The sequence below is a fragment of the Alcaligenes sp. CHO6 genome, from assembly GCF_037120595.1.
Classification (GTDB): Bacteria; Pseudomonadota; Gammaproteobacteria; order Burkholderiales; family Burkholderiaceae_B; genus Alcaligenes; species Alcaligenes ammonioxydans.
The window spans coordinates 16,233-35,408 of sequence record NZ_JBANCI010000006.1 but is presented as its reverse complement, the minus strand read 5'-3'; the positions used below and the strand labels follow the sequence as shown (position 1 = coordinate 35,408).

At 58.0% G+C, this 19,176-nt stretch carries 20 protein-coding genes; 10 read left to right on the top strand and 10 right to left on the bottom strand.

Features of this window, described 5'->3' with window-relative positions; genetic code table 11:
* Positions 1 to 2 precede the first annotated feature (2 nt).
* Together V6936_RS16690 and V6936_RS16685 are read right to left on the bottom strand one after the other, a co-directional pair.
* The gene (locus V6936_RS16690) at positions 3 to 470 is read right to left on the bottom strand and encodes a nuclear transport factor 2 family protein (protein ID WP_003802342.1); all 468 of its coding nucleotides are present in this window, start codon (positions 468 to 470) and stop codon (positions 3 to 5) included.
* Between the two features lie 61 nt (positions 471 to 531).
* Positions 532 to 1,449, bottom strand: coding sequence for a LysR family transcriptional regulator (locus tag V6936_RS16685; protein WP_131070857.1), 918 nt, complete (start codon positions 1,447 to 1,449; stop codon positions 532 to 534).
* A 97-nt stretch (positions 1,450 to 1,546) separates the two neighbouring features.
* On the opposite strand from V6936_RS16685, the gene V6936_RS16680 reads away from it, so the two are divergent.
* The 7 genes from V6936_RS16680 (at position 1,547) to pyrF (ending at position 8,914) form a co-directional block, all read left to right on the top strand.
* On the top strand, positions 1,547 to 2,248 hold the full coding sequence (locus tag V6936_RS16680) for a pirin family protein (protein ID WP_336580140.1): 702 nt from the start codon (positions 1,547 to 1,549) through the stop codon (positions 2,246 to 2,248).
* Between the two features lie 311 nt (positions 2,249 to 2,559).
* Entirely contained in the window at positions 2,560 to 3,705 is a 1,146-nt protein-coding gene (locus tag V6936_RS16675; protein ID WP_240209511.1) for a GGDEF domain-containing protein, read from the top strand.
* 120 nt (positions 3,706 to 3,825) lie between these two features.
* On the top strand, positions 3,826 to 5,253 hold the full coding sequence (gene iaaH / locus V6936_RS16670) for an indoleacetamide hydrolase (protein WP_003802350.1): 1,428 nt from the start codon (positions 3,826 to 3,828) through the stop codon (positions 5,251 to 5,253).
* A gap of 321 nt (positions 5,254 to 5,574) precedes the next feature.
* Positions 5,575 to 5,862, top strand: coding sequence for a co-chaperone GroES (locus V6936_RS16665; protein ID WP_003802352.1), 288 nt, complete (start codon positions 5,575 to 5,577; stop codon positions 5,860 to 5,862).
* A 34-nt stretch (positions 5,863 to 5,896) separates the two neighbouring features.
* Positions 5,897 to 7,543 carry a chaperonin GroEL gene (groL, locus tag V6936_RS16660; RefSeq protein WP_003802354.1) on the top strand — a complete coding sequence of 549 codons (1,647 nt, stop codon included), beginning with the start codon at positions 5,897 to 5,899 and terminating at the stop codon, positions 7,541 to 7,543.
* Between the two features lie 154 nt (positions 7,544 to 7,697).
* Positions 7,698 to 8,081 (top strand): diacylglycerol kinase, encoded by a 384-nt coding sequence (locus V6936_RS16655; protein ID WP_003802355.1) that lies wholly within the window; start codon positions 7,698 to 7,700, stop codon positions 8,079 to 8,081.
* 5 nt (positions 8,082 to 8,086) lie between these two features.
* On the top strand, positions 8,087 to 8,914 hold the full coding sequence (pyrF, locus tag V6936_RS16650; protein WP_003802357.1) for an orotidine-5'-phosphate decarboxylase: 828 nt from the start codon (positions 8,087 to 8,089) through the stop codon (positions 8,912 to 8,914).
* Positions 8,915 to 9,134: 220 nt separating this feature from the next.
* Here pyrF and V6936_RS16645 read toward each other — a convergent pair whose 3' ends face one another.
* Positions 9,135 to 10,412, bottom strand: a complete 1,278-nt coding sequence (locus tag V6936_RS16645) for a CaiB/BaiF CoA transferase family protein (protein WP_131070860.1) — start codon at positions 10,410 to 10,412, stop codon at positions 9,135 to 9,137.
* A gap of 10 nt (positions 10,413 to 10,422) precedes the next feature.
* Positions 10,423 to 11,409, bottom strand: coding sequence for a Bug family tripartite tricarboxylate transporter substrate binding protein (locus tag V6936_RS16640; protein ID WP_301605959.1), 987 nt, complete (start codon positions 11,407 to 11,409; stop codon positions 10,423 to 10,425).
* Positions 11,410 to 11,558: 149 nt separating this feature from the next.
* On the opposite strand from V6936_RS16640, the gene V6936_RS16635 reads away from it, so the two are divergent.
* Complete coding sequence (locus V6936_RS16635) at positions 11,559 to 12,359, top strand: IclR family transcriptional regulator domain-containing protein (RefSeq protein ID WP_003802362.1); 801 nt, start codon at positions 11,559 to 11,561, stop codon at positions 12,357 to 12,359.
* 8 nt (positions 12,360 to 12,367) lie between these two features.
* On the opposite strand, the gene V6936_RS16630 is transcribed toward V6936_RS16635, so the two are convergent.
* Genes V6936_RS16630 through ribBA form a run of 6 tightly spaced genes read right to left on the bottom strand, consistent with a single transcriptional unit; the run spans position 12,368 to position 16,546 of the window.
* Positions 12,368 to 12,874 carry a CinA family protein gene (locus tag V6936_RS16630; RefSeq protein WP_003802364.1) on the bottom strand — a complete coding sequence of 169 codons (507 nt, stop codon included), beginning with the start codon at positions 12,872 to 12,874 and terminating at the stop codon, positions 12,368 to 12,370.
* A complete protein-coding gene (locus tag V6936_RS16625; protein WP_003802366.1) occupies positions 12,871 to 13,392 on the bottom strand; it encodes a phosphatidylglycerophosphatase A family protein in 522 nt (173 codons plus the stop codon). The genes V6936_RS16630 and V6936_RS16625 overlap by 4 nt, the downstream gene beginning before the upstream one ends.
* A 9-nt stretch (positions 13,393 to 13,401) precedes the next feature.
* Positions 13,402 to 14,364 carry a thiamine-phosphate kinase gene (gene thiL / locus V6936_RS16620; RefSeq protein ID WP_131070862.1) on the bottom strand — a complete coding sequence of 321 codons (963 nt, stop codon included), beginning with the start codon at positions 14,362 to 14,364 and terminating at the stop codon, positions 13,402 to 13,404.
* Between the two features lie 13 nt (positions 14,365 to 14,377).
* Positions 14,378 to 14,893, bottom strand: a complete 516-nt coding sequence (gene nusB, locus V6936_RS16615; protein WP_051010438.1) for a transcription antitermination factor NusB — start codon at positions 14,891 to 14,893, stop codon at positions 14,378 to 14,380.
* A complete protein-coding gene (gene ribH / locus V6936_RS16610; protein WP_003802371.1) occupies positions 14,847 to 15,365 on the bottom strand; it encodes a 6,7-dimethyl-8-ribityllumazine synthase in 519 nt (172 codons plus the stop codon). The genes nusB and ribH overlap by 47 nt, the downstream gene beginning before the upstream one ends.
* A 14-nt stretch (positions 15,366 to 15,379) precedes the next feature.
* Positions 15,380 to 16,546: a bifunctional 3,4-dihydroxy-2-butanone-4-phosphate synthase/GTP cyclohydrolase II gene (gene ribBA / locus V6936_RS16605; protein WP_003802373.1), complete on the bottom strand. Its 1,167-nt coding sequence runs from the start codon at positions 16,544 to 16,546 to the stop codon at positions 15,380 to 15,382.
* 115 nt (positions 16,547 to 16,661) lie between these two features.
* Between ribBA and V6936_RS16600 the strand changes: the two genes are divergently transcribed.
* Entirely contained in the window at positions 16,662 to 17,489 is an 828-nt protein-coding gene (locus V6936_RS16600; protein WP_003802374.1) for an IclR family transcriptional regulator, read from the top strand.
* Positions 17,490 to 17,609: 120 nt separating this feature from the next.
* On the top strand, positions 17,610 to 19,139 hold the full coding sequence (locus V6936_RS16595) for a CYTH and CHAD domain-containing protein (RefSeq protein WP_240209519.1): 1,530 nt from the start codon (positions 17,610 to 17,612) through the stop codon (positions 19,137 to 19,139).
* Positions 19,140 to 19,176 lie beyond the last annotated feature (37 nt).

Genomic DNA, 19,176 nt, shown 5'->3' with positions numbered 1-19,176 from the left:
AATTACAGACCTAATTCACTCAAACCGGGATGATCGTCGGGGCGACGCCCCAAAGGCCAATGGAACTTGCGCTCGGACTGGGCAATAGCCACATCGTTAATACTGGCATGCCGTACCGCCATGTAGCCATGCTCATCAAATTCCCAATTTTCATTTCCATAACTGCGCCACCATTGCCCGTATTCATCCTGCCATTCATACGCAAAGCGCACCGCGATTCTGTTTTCATGCCAGGCCCATATTTCTTTGATCAAACGATATTCACGCTCTTTTTGCCATTTACGTTCTAAAAAAGATTGGACCTGATCGCGTCCCTGCGGAAATTCGCTGCGATTGCGCCAGCGCGTATCCACGGTATAAGCCTGCGAAACCTTGACCGGGTCACGGCTATTCCAGGCATCCTCTGCTGCGCGTACTTTCTGACGGGCGCTGTCCAGATCGAAGGGGGGCAAGGGAGGACGTTTATCCATGGTGATCTCCTAGAAAACAGGGGTGTAGCGGACAGTCTAACGGCAAAACGTAAGCGGTCTTTTACGGACTATCCTCTGCCCAGGGCGCACGCTCAAAACTGGCCACCAGAAAATCGATAAAGGCCTGCACCCGAGCCGGGCGCGAGCGGCCAGGCGGAGTGAGCAAATGCAAAGTCAGGCTGGGCAGATCCCATTGCGGCAAGACCACTTCCAGCAAACCTTGCTCGACCAGGTCACCGAGCAGAAACTGCGGCAGCACGGCCAAGCCCAGCCCCTGCAGCAACGGCGCCATCAAGGCCTGGGCATTATTGACCTGCAAGCGGCAAGGCACCGTTTGCGAGTAGTGCTCGGCCCCTTGCTGAAAGCGCCAGACACTGCCTCGTCGCTCGTAGGCATAGCGCAGACTGCTGTGCCGGGCCAAATCGCTGGGATGCGCCGGCCTGCCATAGTTGGCCAGATAGGCAGGGGCCGCGACCAAACGCAAACGCAGATTGCACAACCGACGCACTAAAAGACTGGAATCGTCCATCGTGGAGATGCGCAAGGCCATGTCAAAGCCCTGCTCGACAATATTGACCTGGGCATCATTAAAGTGCAGATCCAGCAACACCGCGGGGTGCTGCTTCATAAAGGCTGGCAGCAAAGGTGCCAGATGCTCGAGCCCAAAAGACATGGGCGCCGCAATCTTTATCCGCCCTTGCAGGCTTTCCCGCTGATCGCGCGCCAGCGCTTCAGCACCTTGCCCAGCGGCCAACACAGTTTGCGCCTGCTCCAGGCTGGCCAGACCGGTCTCTGTCAGAGATAGACGCCGAGACGTGCGGTGAAACAAAGAAATATTCAGCTGCTTTTCCAGCCGGGCGATGGCCTTGGAGACAGTGGGCTGCGACAGGCCCAACACCTCGGCTGCCTGGGCAAATGAGCCGGTTTCAGCGACAGTGGCAAAAATCGCCCAGGCCTGAAGATCGGGGAGCGTTTTCATGTAATTTTTGGAATAAATACTATGCTATTGATTCTATTTTATTACACCAACAAGCGGCCTAGAATGTTTTTCAATACGCAAAATCAAGGAGCGCATCATGATTGAACATCGGCCTTTTAATGAACTGGGCGGCGCCAACCACGGCTGGCTGGACGCCAAGCACCATTTTTCCTTTGCTAATTATTACGATCCCGCCCGGATGGGCTGGGGGGCGCTGCGTGTCTGGAACGATGACACCATCGCCTCCAATACCGGTTTTCCCCCTCACGATCATGCTGACATGGAAATCATCACATATGTGCGTGAAGGGGCCATCAGCCACCAGGATAGCCTGGGCAACAAAGGGCGCACCGAAGCAGGCGATGTGCAGGTCATGAGTGCCGGCACCGGTATCCGGCATGCCGAGTACAACCTGGAAAGTGTCACAACCCAGATTTTCCAGATCTGGATTCAGCCAGCGCGCCGTGGCCTGCCTCCCGCATGGGGTGCCAAACCTTTTCCCAAAGCGGAGCGCTCGGGTCAGTTTGTGGCCTTGGCCAGCGGTTTTGACAGTGACACGGAAGCCTTGCCCATTCGTGCCCAAGCCCGGGTACTGGGAGCGACCCTGCAAAAAGGTCAGCGCACCAGCGTATCGCTGCCAGCCGGCCATCTGGCCTATCTGGTGCCTGCCAAAGGACGGGTTGTGGTCAACGGACTGGAATTAAATGCCCGTGACGGGGCCGCGATCCGCCAGGAAACGTCCCTGGATATTCAGGCGCTGGACGATGCAGAGCTGGTATTGGTTGAAACAGCACCATAAAAAAAGTGGTCGCAGCCTGCCAAGGGGGGGGTCACGACGGCTCTCCCCTTCTTTGTTGACACGAAGGGCCCCGTTAGCGGCAGGACTGGTTCTGTTTTGGGGTTTAAAGCGGGCTGATTTCCCCGCAGTCTGTTCCTGCAAGCGCCTAATTACCTGCTCAGTCTCGAAAAAGATGCATAAAGCAGATCAAAACGTCCTCTTTTGCACGATTAAAGTGTTTGTTCTCAAGCATCAAACGTTTGTCACACGGCAATATCGTTACAATTGTTGTAACGCCGGTTTTTAACCTTTTTTATTGCACGTCACTTACCGTGTCCTCACCCAATCAGTATTTCGTTCTGATCGTCCCTGCCTGTGCGGCTTTGCTGGGCATCGCCATGATCTACTGCTGGAGCCGCCTGCGCGATCACCGTTATCTGCTTTGGATTGCCAGCGGTTATATCGCCACCGCCATTCCCATGGGCATTCACAGCCTGATGCCCACCGAGCTGCTGGCCCGCTGGACCCTGCCCTTATCTTCCATGTATCTGCTGGGGGTATGGGCAATGGCCCAAGGGGTGGCCTTACGCTTTGGAGGGCGCAGTCATGCCGGCGGGGCCTGCCTGATCATGGCCACGACCTTGGGCCTGCTCTTTTATTTTTCCCGCGTCGATGATCAGCTGTGGCTGCGTTTGCTGATCCTGAATTCGGGCCTGGCCTTGCTGGTTGCCTTGCCGGCCAAAACCATCCTGTATGGACACGCACCCACTCTGCCCCTTCGTACCTTGCTGCGGGCCTCCTACCTGATCGTACTGATCTATGCCTTTATCCGCGTTGCCATTTTGGCGACCGTCATTCCCCATGATGGGCAATTGGAACTGACTCGCTCGGGCTTTTGGCTGCTCATGCTGGCAACCAATATGTTCATCAGCATCTGGCTGGCGCTAGCCATCCTGACCAGCACGGCCATGTCCATTGTTCAGACGCTGGACCATGAACGCAGCCGGGACCCGCTGACGCGTCTGCTCAACCGCCGTGCTTTTTTTGAACAGGTCAAAAAACGCCTGGAACTGTATGGTCACAACGGCTGGGCCGTGCTGACCTGCGATCTGGACCATTTCAAGTCACTCAATGACACCTGGGGACATGCCGCTGGTGACCGGGCCCTGAGGGAATTCGGAGCCTTGCTGGCTCGGACGGTCCGACAAGACGATCTGGCAGCCCGCTTCGGCGGCGAAGAGTTTGTCATGCTGATACGCAGCACCAGCCTGCATACGGCCGTCCTGGTGGCCGAGCGCCTGCGCAGCAGTGTGATGAATCTGCCCATTGCCGCTACCGCCCATACGCTGACAGCCAGCTTCGGAGTCGTGCAGCTCAACAGCAATGGCGACATCAACCAGGCGATTGAACAGGCAGACCGGCTTTTATACGAGGCCAAACATGCTGGCCGCAACAAGGTCATTTGGCGAGCAAGCTAAGCCCAGTCCTGTGCTTGCTGATACCCTTAACGTCTCTTTTTACTCAAGACAGCCCTTATAGAGGCTGATTGATTTCACGATCACAGGCAGGGGCCCGTACCGGCCCCAAGGAGAGACTCCATGGCATTGACCGAACTTAGCGCCAGCGAACTGCTGGCAGGGCTGGAAAAGCAGCAATTTAGCGCCCGCGAAATTGCAGAAGAGCTGCTGCAGCAATCCCAGAAAATGGCCCATCTGGGCGGTCTGGCGCACCTGGACCCGGCGCTGTTTTATCAGCAGGCCGATCAATCCGACGCACGCCGCGCCCGTGGCCAGGCTCTCGCCCTGGACGGCGTACCACTGGTGTTGAAAGACAACCTGAACACCACCGACATGCCCACCACCTCCAGCACGGGCGCGCTACAAGGCCGTTTTCCTCTCCAGGATGCGCAGATTGTCAGCCAATTGCGTCAGGCTGGTGCCGTCCTGCCGGCCAAAGCCGTGATGCATGAGCTGGCCTTTGGCATTACCACCAACAATGCCACCACAGGTCCGAGCCGCAACCCGTATGATCCCAACCGCATTCCCGGTGGTTCGTCTGGCGGTACGGCTACCGCCGTTGCTGCCCGTCAGTTTCCCGCTGGCCTGGGCACCGATACCGGCGCTTCGGTCCGTTTGCCTGCCTCCCTGTGTGGCTTGTACGGCTTTCGTCCCACGGTAGGCCGATACTCGGGCCAGGGCATTGTGCCCCTGTCTCCCACCCGCGATACGGCAGGCCCCATGACGCGCAGCCTGGCGGACATCAGTTTGCTGGACTCCGTTCTGTGCCAGAAAGCCCCCTCCCTCATTGCAACGCCGTCCTTGAAAGAACTGCGTCTGGGCGTGCCGCGTGATAGTTTCTGGAAAAATCTGGATGCGGGCGTGGCTAAGGTCACCCTGGCATTCCTGGATGATCTGCAAAAAGCCGGGGTGACCTTGGTAGAGGTCGACCTGTCGCCACTATTGGCCCGGAATGCCCGTGTAGGCATGCCGATTGTGCTGTACGAGACCTTGCAGACCTTGCCTTTATACCTGGCTGAAAACAAGTACGGCATTGGGCTTGACGAGCTGATTGCGGGCATCAACAGCCCCGACGTGAAGGAAATCTTTGATGCCATAACGGGCGACTACACCATCAGCCAAGAGGCTTATGAAGAAGCTCTGAACCTTGACCGCCCCCTGATGCAGCAAGCTTACACCGACCTTCTGCGCAGCTCCGACATCAGCGGCCTGATCTTCCCGACGACTCCTCTGACAGCCTGCCCGATCGGCGACGATGAAACCACCCTGCTCAACGGCAAGGCGGTGCCTACCTTCAATACCTATATTTCCCGCACGGATCTGGGCTCCAACCTGGGCGCACCGGGCATCTCTTTGCCTGTCGGCCTGTCGGCAGGTTTGCCGGTAGGCATATTGGTCGAGGCCGATATTGGCGCGGACGATCACTTGCTGGCCCTGTGCCGGGCTATCGATCCGTTGTTGCCAGCGACACCCGCGCCAGATTTGAGCGCAGGCGCAAGCACGGTCTGAACCTGTGGGGAGCGACGCCTGTAGCCTGGCAGGACGTTGAAGCAAATTGAAAGAGGCCCCGCCCGATCTGCCCTGACATGAATAAACGCGTATGCTGAAGGGGGACGAACCGCAAAGCAGGATGCTGACGCTTGCCGTCGCCAGGCCTTTGTGTCCCCTGAAGCTCCACGCCCCAGGACAAATATGTAACAACACGACCCGGGTGCTCTTGAAATTAGAAAAGTCGTCCCTATAATTAGCACTCGAAGGGGCAGAGTGCTAAAACGCCTCGCCCCCAAAATCGGACCAACAACTAAAGTCATCTTAAACAGGAGTTTCTCCATGGCACTGCGTCCTTTGAACGATCGCGTGATCGTCAAGCGTCTGGACAACGAACGCACCACCGCTTCCGGTATCGTTATCCCCGAGAGCGCGACTGAAAAGCCCGATCAAGGCGAAATCCTGGCCGTTGGCCCCGGCAAGAAAACCGAGGACGGCAAGGTTCTGGCGCTGGACCTGAAGGTCGGCGACAAAGTTCTGTTTGGCAAGTACTCCGGCCAATCCGTCAAGATCGACGGCGAAGAGCTGCTGGTGATCCGCGAAGAAGAAATCTTCGCCGTGATCGAATAAGTACCGCCAACGAAAATTCAATAGGATTCAAACCATGACTGCAAAACAAGTTTACTTCGGCGACGACGCACGCACCCGCATCGTACGCGGCGTCAATGTTCTGGCTAACGCTGTTAAGACCACCATGGGCCCCAAAGGCCGCAACGTTGTTCTGGACCGCTCCTTTGGCGCTCCTACCGTGACGAAAGACGGTGTGTCCGTTGCCAAGGAAATCGAACTGAAAGACAAGTTCGAGAACATCGGTGCTCAACTGGTTAAAGAAGTTGCTTCCAAAACCTCCGACAATGCCGGTGACGGTACCACGACCGCTACGGTTCTGGCCCAGGCCATCGTTGAAGAAGGCCTGAAGTTTGTTGCCGCCGGCATCAACCCAATGGACCTGAAGCGCGGTATCGACAAGGCTGTCAGCGTGGTGGTTGACGAACTGCGTCAACTGTCCCGTCCTTGCACCACCAGCAAGGAAATCGCTCAGGTCGGCTCCATCTCCGCCAACAGCGACCACTCCATTGGTGAAATCATCGCCAATGCCATGGACAAAGTGGGCAAGGAAGGCGTGATTACCGTTGAAGACGGCAAATCCCTGGAAAACGAGCTGGACGTGGTCGAAGGCATGCAGTTTGACCGCGGCTACCTGTCCCCTTACTTCATCAACAACGCTGACAAGCAAGTTGCTGTTCTGGACGATCCGTTTGTTCTGATTTTCGACAAGAAAATCTCCAACATTCGTGACCTGCTGCCCGTACTGGAGCAAGTTGCCAAGACCAGCCGTCCTTTGCTGATCGTTGCTGAAGACGTGGAAGGCGAAGCTCTGGCAACTCTGGTTGTGAACAACATCCGCGGCATCCTGAAGACAACCGCTGTCAAGGCTCCTGGCTTTGGCGATCGTCGCAAGGCCATGCTGGAAGACATCGCTATCCTGACTGGCGGTACCGTGATCTCTGAAGAAACCGGTATGTCCCTGGAAAAAGCGACGCTGGACGACCTGGGTCAGGCCAAGCGCATTGAAGTGGCCAAAGAAAACACCACGATCATCGACGGCGCTGGCAACGGCACCGACATCGAAGCACGCGTGAAACAGATCCGCGTCCAGATCGAAGAGTCCACCTCCGACTACGACCGTGAAAAACTGCAAGAGCGCGTGGCCAAGCTGGCTGGCGGTGTTGCCGTGATTCGCGTGGGCGCTGCCACCGAAGTCGAAATGAAAGAGAAGAAAGCCCGCGTTGAAGACGCCCTGCACGCAACTCGCGCAGCCGTCGAAGAAGGTATCGTTCCTGGTGGTGGCGTTGCACTGATCCGTGCTCGCGCTGCTGTTGCCGAACTGAAGGGCGACAACACCGATCAGGACGCCGGCATCAAGCTGATCCTGCGTGCTATCGAAGCTCCTTTGCGCACCATTGTGACCAACGCCGGCGAAGAAGCCAGCGTGGTTGTGAACCAAGTGGCCAGCGGCACCGGCACCTACGGCTACAACGCCGCTACCGGCGAGTACGGTGACCTGGTCGAGCAAGGCGTCCTGGACCCCACCAAGGTAACTCGCACTGCCCTGCAAAACGCAGCGTCGATCGCCAGCCTGTTGCTGACTACCGAAGTGGCTGTTACTGAAATCGTGGAAGACAAGCCTGCTGCAGCCATGCCTGACATGGGTGGCATGGGCGGTATGGGTGGCATGGGCGGCTTCTAAGCCATCTATCCGTACCCCGGTCCGGGCAGAAATTGATCACTTCTGCCCTGATCGCTACGCTTTTAGTTCAAAAACCGGATGGATTTTTCCATCCGGTTTTTTTTCGTTCAAGCAAACCCCTATAATCAGGGCACTTCAATCTGCAGCTTCCTTCATGTCAGACTCTCCGTTCAAAAGCAAAGGTGGTTTGGGCCGCCTATTCAATGCCTTGCGCTACTCCGGCCAAGGTCTGGCTGCCGCCCTGCGCCATGAGGCCGCCTTTCGTCAGGAACTGGCGCTGGCCGTCATCCTGACGCCGCTGGCATTCTGGCTGGGAGAAAGTCCCGTGCAGATTCTGGTCCTGCTGGCCACACTGGTCTTTGTGCTGGTGGTCGAACTGTTGAACTCGGCTCTGGAGGCGCTGGCCGACTCCATTACCCTGGAGCATCACCCCTTGATCGGACGGGCCAAGGACCTGGCCAGCGCCGCCGTCCTGCTATCCCTTATTTTTGCTGGCGCCGTCTGGCTCAGCTTTTTATATAGCCGTTTACTTTCCTGATTCCCATGACATTCATAGAAAAACTGAACCGTGCCTGGACGGACAACCAATCCATGTTGATGGTGGGTCTGGACCCGGACCCTGCCCGTCTGCCTTTGGAGCTGGCCGGCAAACCCGGAGCGATTTACGAATTTTGCAAGGCGATTGTGGATGTTACCGCCGACTACACCTGTGGCATCAAACCGCAGATCGCCTACTTTGCCGCCCAGGGCGCCGAGGATCAGTTGCAAGACCTGTGCGACTACATCCGCAACCGCTACCCCCATCTGCCCATCGTGCTCGATGCCAAGCGCGGAGACGTAGGCTCAACGGCAGAGCAGTATGCTCGCGAAGCCTTTGAGCGCTATCGCGCAGACGCCGTCACAGTCAGTCCTTATATGGGTTTTGATTCCGTCGAGCCTTATCTGGAACACCAGGACAAGGGCGTAATCGTGCTGTGCCGTACCTCCAACCCCGGTGGTTCTGACCTGCAATTCATGGAAATGGCTGACGGCACTCCCTTGTATCTGCATGTAGCCAGCCTGGTCGCAGAGAAGTGGAACACGAATGGTCAATGTGCTCTGGTGGTTGGCGCCACCTTCCCTGAAGAAATTGGCAAAGTACGTGCCAGGATTGGTGATATGCCATTGCTGGTACCTGGCATCGGCGCGCAAGGAGGGGATGTAGTCGCCACCGTGGCCGCTGGCATGGACTCACAAGGCAACGGCATGATGATCAATTCCTCGCGTGCCGTCCTTTACGCCAGCCGCAGTGATGACTGGCGGGACGCCGCACAGGCCGCCGCCATTGCCACACGCAATGCCATTAACGATGCCCGCAATAAACAACGCTGAACCCTGTATCTCGCCACTTGTTAAAGCGCCAGACGGCCGGTGCCACAGCCCAGGCACCGGACCGCAGCGACAATCGCGAAAATAAGGACAGAAATGATGGAGACTGTGGTGGCGACCGAGTCAAAGACAGGAATCGCGCCAGCCACCCTCTATCAATAAAAAAAGCCCTGTTCATCGAGATACCATCTCGATGAACAGGGCTTTTCACCAGGCGCTCGATTCAGCCAAGCGAAGGCTGCTGTTTTTCACGCCACTGTTTCAGCTCAGGACTCTGAGCGCCCAGCAGACTCTCCAACGCCTGATCGGTATGCTCCCCCAGCTGGGGCGGAGCCATGCGATAAGAGACCGGGCTATCCGAAAAACGCATGGGGCTGGCTGTCATGCTGACTTTTCCCGCCTGACTATGGTCCAGCTCAATACGCATCTTGCGGGCCTGCACCTGCGGGTGCGAGAACACCCCATGCAGGTCATTGATCGGCCCGGCTGGCACGCCAATCTTGTCCAGAGCTTCCAGCCAATAAGCACTAGGATGCTTCTGCATTGCGGCGCTCAGGATTTGCTCCAGCTCATCACGGTGCTTGACCCGCTGACTGTTAATGTTGAAACGCGAATCCTCAACAATCTCCGGGTGACCAATCGCTTCGCAGTAAGCCGCGAACTGACGGTTATTACCGATGGCCACAATGATGTGACCATCTTCTGTCGGAAACACCTGATACGGCACCAGATTCTGGTGGGCGTTGCCTGCCCGCCTGGGTGCCTGCCCGCTGACTAGATAGTTCATATTCTGGTTTGCCAGCATGGCAACCTGACAATCAAGCAGGGCTATATCAATATGCTGCCCCAGGCCGCTGCGCGTGCGCTCGAACAAGGCAGCCAGAATGCTGCTGGTGGCATACATGCCCGTCATCAGGTCCGCCACGGCAACCCCCGCCTTCTGGGGGCCACCACCGGGCTTGTCATCACGCTCGCCCGTCAGGCTCATCATGCCACCCATGGCCTGGATCATGAAGTCATAACCCGGACGCTCGGCATACGGACCTGTCTGGCCAAACCCGGTAATCGAGCAATAAATCAGGCGAGGGTTGATTGCTTTCAAGCTGGCGTAGTCCAGCCCGTATTTAGCAAGGCCACCCACCTTGAAGTTCTCCACCAAAATGTCGCATTCCCGTGCCATGGCACGCACCACGTCTGCCCCTTCCTGGCTGGCAATGTCCAGACTGATCGACTGCTTGTTACGGTTGGCCGACAAGTAATAGGCCGCCTCAGCCGTATCTTCCCGATCGGGGGTCTGCAAAAAGGGAGGGCCCCAGGCGCGCGTGTCATCACCTGTTTCAGGACGCTCGATCTTATATACATTGGCCCCCAGGTCCGCCAGGTTCTGCGTACACCAGGGACCGGCCAGAATCCGGGTCAGGTCCAGAACCCGGATTCCCTCCAAGGGGGCGGGACGCCTAGCATCACAGGGCTGCTGATCGCTCACGTTACAGTGCTCCATTTAACAACCATTAGTCCAGCATGATATTGGCTTGCTTGATCAGACTGCCCAGCTTCTCGTTCTCCTGTTGCAGAAACGCGGCGTACTCGGCAGGAGTGGACGACTTGATCTCCACGCCTTGGCGGCGAAACGTTTCCACAAACTCGGCATTCTGGCTGACGGCTTTCATGGACTGGCTCAAACGCTCCACAATTTGGGCCGGGGTGCCGCTGCTGACATGAAAACCAAACCAGGCCGTCACGTTATAGCCCTGGTCCAGACCCAGTTCCGCAAACGTGGGGACCTCTGGCAACAACGAGGAACGCTCGGGCCCGGACACGGCCAAGGGACGCACCGTATTGGCGTTGATATGCGTGATCGCCGTTCCCATGCTGTCGAACATGAAAGAGATGTGACCACCGAGCAGATCTGTCATCGCAGGCGCACTGCCTCGGTAGGGAGCGTGAATCACATCAATATCCGCCATCGTGGTGAAAGCCGCTGCCGACAGGTGCGAGGAGGAACCGTTGCCAAAGGAAGCGTAGGTCAATTCTTCAGGATGGGCGCGAGCATACTGAATAAGCTCTTGACCGGACTTGAAGGGGCTTTGCTGAGCGTTCACCACCAACACGTTCTGACCTTCCGCCACCAAGGACACCGCCGTTAAATCCTGCTCAGGCTTGTAAGGCAATTTCTTATAGAGATGGTTATTGACGACGGCCTGACCCACTGCCGCGAGCAGCACGGTGTAGCCGTCGGGCGCGGATTTGGCAACAAAGTCCGTGGCAATAATTCCACTTGCGCCAGGCTTGTTTTCCACGATGATGATCTGACCCAGGTCCTCGGACATTTGCTGTGCGACACCGCGCGCAATCACATCAGTGACCCCACCCGGCGTAAAAGGCACAACCAAACGAATGGGCTTGTCGGGGTACGCCGCCTGAGCACTCAGCGCTGTGAGCAAAACACCTACTCCGGCTAGAAACGGAACCCATTTATGGGTCAGAACATTCTTCATGTATCACTCCAAACTTATTTTGTTCGATAATCGAACTTGATTATTAAATTGCTAAGTCTTGTTTTTTTTACAATTTATCATCGATAATTCTCGACAATCCCAACAAGTTCGTTAATCGAACAAAACAAATTTGGCCCCTTCATCTCGCCATGACAAAAACCAAAGAGAGCGCCCCCGCCACCATCAACTACAAAGGCGATCCAGACTATATGCAGTCACTGGCCCGTGGCCTGCAGGTTATTACCGCTTTCTCTGACCGCAGGCGACCCTTGCGCGCCGCTGAAATTGCCTTGAAGACCGGCTTGGCACGGGCCGTGGTACAGCGCTGTCTCTATACCTTGCAGGCGCTGGGCTATGCCGAACAGGATGGGCCGTTCTGGAAGCTGCGCCCCGCCATTTTGCAACTGGGCCATGCCTATTTTTCGTCAACCTCAATCGTCAGTCTGGCCCAGCCCATACTGGACGATTTGAGTGACAGGGTCGGGGAAACCTGCGCCTTGGCGTTGCTGGACGGGGACGAAATTCTGTATCTGGCGCGCGCCCAGCGGCAACGCGTGCTGACGGTCTCTCTGGGCCTGGGAAGTCGTCTGCCCGCGCATTGCACCTCGATCGGACGCATGATGCTGTCCCAGCTGCCACAAAGCAGGTTGGAGGCATATCTGGAACTGGCGCCGTTCAAAATCATGACGCAATACACCGCCCATACGCGCGAAGCCTTGCTACGCGAATTAAAGCAGGTTCAGGAGAAAGACTATTCCCTGATCAAGGAGGAGCTTGAACTGGGTTTGACGGCCATAGGCGTTCCCGTACGCAGCGCCAGCGGACGCGTCGTAGCGGGAATGAGCATCAGCATCAAGGACTGGCAGGACTCGGAAGAAAAGCTGATCGAACGCTGCCTGCCAGAACTTCGTTCGAGCGCCCGGCAGCTGGGTTTGATGCTGCCGGCCTGACGCAGAAATCAGGCGGGATTGAGCATGGTCAGCGCACTGGTCAGCGCATATTCCACGGCCTGCTGACGGATTTGCGCCCGGTCGCCGTTAAAGATGCGGGCAGAAGCACGGGTCACAATCCCATCGCCACGGCGCTGGGCAAAGCCAAAGCACACCAGTCCGACCGGTTTGCCGGGGGTCGCGCCATCCGGGCCGGCAATGCCGGTTGTCGAAATCGCCAGTTCTGCATCCGCGCTGGCTTCGAGCGCACCGGCTGCCATTTCCATGGCGGTCTCTTCGCTGACAGCCCCGAAACGATCGAGGGTTTCCTGGTTGACGCCCAGCTCCTGCACCTTGGCCTTGTTGCTGTAGGTCACCAGGCCGCGTTCAAACCAGGCGCTGGAACCGGGCAAGTCTGTCAGGGCTGCGGCCAGCAGGCCGCCCGTGCAGGATTCGGCACAGGCCACCATCCAGCCACGATCGTTAAGGGCTCGCCCCAAGGCCAGGGCGGCGTTGCCGTGCTCGTGTTCGCTCATGAGAAAACTCCAAAACGTACCAGAACCGCCATCACCAACAAGGTGTACGCTGCGGCCAGCAAATCATCCCACATCACGCCAAAGCCGTTATGCAAACGGCGATCAAAATAGCGGATAGGCGCAGGCTTGAGAATATCAAAGAAACGAAATAACGCGAATGCAATTGCCTGCGCCAGCCAGGTCTGCGGGATCAGCCACAACACCAGCCAGAACGCCACCATCTCATCCCAATTCATGCCACTGTGGTCAGACACGCCCAGATCGTAGCCGGTACGGTGACAGGCCCAGCAGCCCAGAAAAAAGGAAACGGACAGAAAAAGGGCCATATGGGTATCAGTCAGCACGTGCAGACCCAGAACCCACAAAACCCAGGCCAGCACTGTGCCCCAGGTGCCCGGCCCCGGGCGCAATACCCCCGTGCCACCGCCAAAGGCGATCAGACGCCAGGGTTTTTTCACGACCCAATCCAGGGTGGGACGTTGAATAGGATTCAATGAAGGGTCCGGAAAGGTGCTCATGACACAGCCTCAGCCACCAAAATGATCAAAACCGCCCTGGGCAGGAGCAGGATGCAAGCCCTGTTGATCACGCACATACACCCCGCTGCCACGCTGCATGGTGCCCACGCGGCTTAGCGGCACACCCTCGCGCTGGGCCAGTGCCATGACGGACTCTCTTTGCTCGGGCGCTGCCGTAAAACAAAGTTGAAACACATCACCCCCCACCAGTGCCGCTTCGCGTTGCAAGGAGGCAGGCAGTCCCAGCAAGGCGCGGTCCAGCGGCAAGGCATCCCAATCCAGATGAGCGGCGCATTGGCTGGCTGTGGCGATATGCCCCAGATCCTGAACCAGACCGTCGGAAACATCAATGGCGGCGTGAGCCACGCCTGCCAGAGCATGCCCCAGACGATAGGGCGGCCAGGGCTGCTCCAAGGCTGCGCGGCTGGCAGCCAGACGCGCAGGGTCTGCCGCCAAACGTCCTTGCAGCAGACGCAAGGCAATGTCTGCTGCCCCCAAGGTACCCGTCAGCCAGATATCGTCACCTGGCCGGGCCGCGCTGCGCCGCAACGCCTGCCCCGCTGGGACTTCGCCCAGTACCGTAATGCTGATCACGACCCCTTGCCGGCTGCGCGTGGTATCGCCACCTATCAAAGGGCATTGCGCCTGATCGGCCAGTTGGAATAAACCAGCGGAAAAGGCCTCTAACCATGGGGGACGGACGTCAGGCATGGACAAGGCCAGCAGGCACGCCCGTGGCTTAGCTCCCATGGCACCCAGATCCGACAGATTCACCGCCAGCGCTTTGTGGCCGAGCAAGAAAGGGTCGACGTCGGCAAAGAAATGCTGACCTTCGATCAGAAGGTCCACGCTGCTGGCCAGTTGCCAGCCCGGCGTCGGTGTAAAGAGGGCGCAGTCATCGCCCACTCCCAAATAGCCTTCGGGAGCGGGACGATTGAAATACTGCTGGATAAGACCGAACTCGTTCAGCACGGCGCGCCCTGCTTTAGCGGCGGGCCTGCTTGGCGACTTCAGGGGCGCGTACGTCGGCAGCCAGTTTGTCCAGCACGCCGTTCACGAATTTGAAGCCATCGGTACCGCCAAAGGATTTGGCCAGTTCAACCGCTTCATTAATGGCAACACGGTAAGGCACTTCAACGTGATGCACCAGTTCGTAGCTGCCAATCAGCAAGATGCCGTGTTCAATGGGAGAGAGCTCTTCCAAAGGACGGTCCACGTACGGCAAAAAGCGCTCGCGCAGCACGGGGGCCTCGCGCATGACGCCAAACAGCAGGGTTTTGAACCAGGCTGCATCGGCTTCGCCAAACTCCTCGTCACCGCGGATATGGGCGTCGATGGAGGTGGCTTCCTGCAGGCCATCAGCGCCTCGCAACAGCCAGGAGTAGATGCCCTGCAGGGCAAATTCGCGCGAACGGCGGCGCGCGGATCGTCCGTTGGCCTTGGCGGCCGGGACTTTATTTGTCGTCGTCAAGATCTTCGTCCTCGTAATCTTCGTCCTCATCGTCGTCCAGCTCAGGCTCGAGGACGGCGATAAGATTGCCCAGTTCGACCGCTGTACGGGCGCACTCGCGACCTTTTTCAGCAGCGCGAACTTCGGCTTGTTCATCTGTGTTGGTGGTCAGTACCCCGTTGGCAACCGGGATGCCGGTGGCCAGGGAGACCTGGGTAATGGCCGACGCACTTTCGTTGCTGACCACTTCAAAGTGGTAGGTGTCGCCACGAATAACCGCGCCCAGCGCGATCAGGGCATCAAACTCGCCGGTTTCAGCCATCTGGCCCAGCGTGATGCCCAGTTCCAGCGCGCCCGGAACGGACAGAACCGTTACATCACGCTCGTCCACGCCCAAGGCTTCCAGCTCTTTCAGGCAGGCTTCCAACTCGGTCAGGCCGATGGATTCGTTGAAACGCGCACGCACAATACCGATGTGCAGACCTTCCCCATTCAGGTCAGGGGTAACAATGTAAGGATTCATGTTGGAAGCTCCGCTTAGGATTGAGAATCTGGTTCGCTATGGTAACCCGTCACGGTCAATGCAAACCCGGCCATGCTTGGCATTTTACGTGGTCGCGACATTAAACGGGCCTTGCCAACATTGAGGTCACGCAAAATCTGTGCACCAATCCCGTAGGTGCGCAGATCGTTGCGGCTGGAGCGCCCTCGTGGCGCCTGGGCCGGACTGTTCTCGCCCCAGGCCTGGATCTGCTCAAAACCATGTTCCTCGGAACTTTGGCAGTTCATTAACAGCACCACCCCGCTGTCCGATTGGGCAACCGTACGCAGCGCCACGGGCAAGGTCCAGCTATGCCCCACATCCCCTTCGATCAGCACATCCAGAACCGTAGTCGGTTCATGCACGCGCACCAAGGTTTCCACCTCTGGCGTAATCTGGCCGTGTACCAGGGCCAGATGCAGGCCCCCGGAGGACAGGTCGCGATATGCGTGACACTCGAACTCGCCATACGGTGTCTTGACGGGCTTTTTGTGCAGGCGCTCGATCATGGATTCGTGCTCGCTGCGATATTGGATCAAGTCCGCAATCGTCCCCACCTTGATGCCGTGTTCACGAGCAAAGACCAGCAGGTCCGGCAGGCGGGCCATGGTTCCGTCCGGATTGAGCACTTCGCAAATGACAGCAGCCGGGGTCAGACCCGCCATGGCCGTCAGGTCGCAGCCCGCCTCGGTATGCCCGGCGCGCACGAGCACGCCACCCTTGGCCGCCTTCAGGGGAAAGATATGACCGGGCTGCACCAGATCCGCAGGACGCGCATCACGCGCCACGGCGGCCTGGACGGTGCGGGCGCGGTCAGCGGCGGAAATACCGGTTTCCACGCCTTCCGCCGCCTCGATGGAGACGGTGAAATTGGTGCCAAAGCGCGTGCCGTTGCGCGTTGCCATCAAGGGCAGGTCCAGTTGGCGGCAACGCTCTTCAGTCAGGGTCAGGCAAACCAGACCACGGCCATGCGTCACCATGAAGTTGATCGCCTCGGCATTGACGAACTCGGCGGCCATCACCAGATCGCCTTCGTTCTCGCGGTCCTCTTCATCAACCAGAATGACCATGCGACCTGCGCGCAGTTCCTCAACAATCTCTGGAACGGGAGCGATTGGACTGGTACCCAGGTGACCAGCGTCGGACTGAATTTCTTGATTCATCGTGCTCTTTGCTCAGACAGATAATAATTAAGGCCATTTTACGACACCCGGGCCCCCGCGGGCAGCTTGATTAGTCGGTACACTTAAAGACCGTGTCAATCCGCTCCAAACCTCTATGACCGAACCCATTTTGCCTGCTCTGGACGAAAAACGTCGTCGCATCCAATCCATTGAAACAGGCTTTGGCCTGTTGAAAGTGCTGGTGGACAGTGGTCAACCCATGATGTTGCGCGATCTGGCCACTCGGGCAGGCATGAGCTCGGCCAAGGCCCACCCTTATCTGGTCAGCTTTACCAATGTAGGACTGGTACAACAGGCGCCGGCTACCGGACTGTACGAGCTGGGGCCTTTTGCCTTGCAGATGGGGCTGGTCAGCCTGCAAAGTCAGAACCCGCTCAAGATCGCCCTGCCTGTGGTGCAGGCCTGGGCTTCACGCATCGGCCATACCTTGGGCGTAGCGGTGCTGGGTTCGCATGGCCCCACCATGGTTCACATCAGCGAGGCCAGCTACCCCGTGCATGTGAACATGCGTTGTGGAACCGTGATGTCCATGTTGCACACGGCCACCGGCCATGTCTTTGCCGCCTGGTTGCCCCCGGAAGTGGCCCGCCACTATATCGAGCGCGAGGCGGGCGACAGCGCCGTTGTCACCAGTATCAGCCCTTTGCGCCCCGCCCCCAAAGCACTGACAGCCATGTTGGAAAAAATCCGTGAGCAAGGGGTGGCTCAGGCGTTGGGCAACCCCCTGCCGGGTATTGATGCCTTGTCCGTTCCCGTGTTCGATCACTCCGGTCATATTGTGCTGGCTCTGACCAGCCTGGGCCCGAGCACCTTGTTTGATGCCAGCCTGGACAGTCCTATCCTGGCTCAGTTGCGACAGTGTGCCAGCAGCATCTCTCATCAGCTCGGTTGGCGTGACCCTTTGGACAGACCCTCTTTGTAAGCGCAGACACGCCTGCAAACATTTATACGGGGTGTCCGCACTTCAAGTTTGTTGGCTTTACATGCAAAATAAGCGTTTTATCCGCCCACCTCTTGTGGGTGACACCTCGAGTGCGATGCTGTGCTAGAACAAGAACTGAAATTTTTTGTACCCGAGAGTGCCCGTCCCGGTTTATTAGCCGCTTTTGACGCGGTACGAACGGGTAGCATTACCTTGAACGCCATCTACTTTGATACCCCCGAGCGCGAACTGGCGCTATCGGGTATCGCTCTGCGACTGCGCAAGGAAGGTGAGCAATGGGTTCAAACCGTCAAGCTGCCCGGTCCCGATACCCTGTCCCGAATTGAGATCAATCATCCTCGACCAGGTCCCGAACTGGACCTGAGCCTGTATCAGAACACCCCGGCACAGGCCGCCCTGGCCCGGCACACCGGGCAGATTCAGGCCCGCTACCAGACGCGGATACAACGTGAGCTGGCCCGAATCAGGCAAGGACAGTCTGAACTGGAGCTGGCCTACGATGTGGGCCATATCGAATCCCAGGGCCTCAAGCTCTTGGTCAACGAACTGGAAATCGAGCTCATCAGCGGTGAAAGCCTTGCCATATTCGAGCTCGGGCAGCGCTGGCTGTACAAGCACGGCCTGATCCTGGAAATGCGCAGCAAGTCTGAACGAGGCGATGCACTGGCCAGTCTGGTGGATCGGCGCCGAGCCAAATCCGAGAGCCTGGACTTGTCTCCCTCACAAGTGGCCGCTGCCTTGACGCGCAAGGCGTACGACCTGCCCAAACCCCATGTTGTCGACGCCAAGGACCTGGAGCAGTTCTACTGTCTGAGCGCCACCATGAGCCTGGAGCAGGTCATTCGTAATGCGGCCCTGCTGGCAGGCGTGGATGGCATCCGCCCGGACGTCGCCCGCCAGGCTGATTATCTGGCCTTGATGCGTGTGGGCCTGCGCCGTCTGCGCTCCTGCCGCAAGCTGTTCAAGATGTGGCTGTCGGCCAGTGAAGGCTATGCCAACACCCGGTTGACCCATTATTTCGGCTTGTTTGGCAAGGCACGCGATCATGATCTGGTGCATCTGGAGATCACTCCCTTGTTACTGAAAGCAGGCATGCCAGGCCCCGCTCCGCAGCCCCAACCTGCCCACCTGGAACACGACCCCGTTCAACTGGCCAGTGCCGCCGAATTCCAGTCTTTGCTGCTGAGTAATCTGCAAAGTCTGATCTGCGGCCCCACGCTGGAACTCAATGGCGTGCCGGAGCCGCAAAACCTGATCGAGGCACGCATCAGCCGCTGGTTTCAGACGATTCAGTTGCGCAGCCAGCGCTTTGCACAGATCAGCCAGGACAAACAGCATCGCCTGCGTAACCGAATCAAAAGCCTGCGTTATTGCCTGGAGTTTTTACCCAGCGCGGCCGACAAGCAAGGGTTGCACAAGGTCTTGCGCGAGTGTCAGGCCCTGATCGGAGCCGTAACGGATGTCGATGTTGCGCTGGACTGGTATGCACAACATGCTGCCAATCCCGAGCAGGCGCAGTTCGCACGTCAGTGGCTGACCCATGCTCGCCAGGGTCGTGCGGCCCATGCCCAGCATGCCCTCAATGCCTTGGATCAGCATCAGCCGCACACTGAGCTGCTGCGACGCTAAGGGCCCCGTGAGGGAAGAAACAATCCTGCAGCAGTAG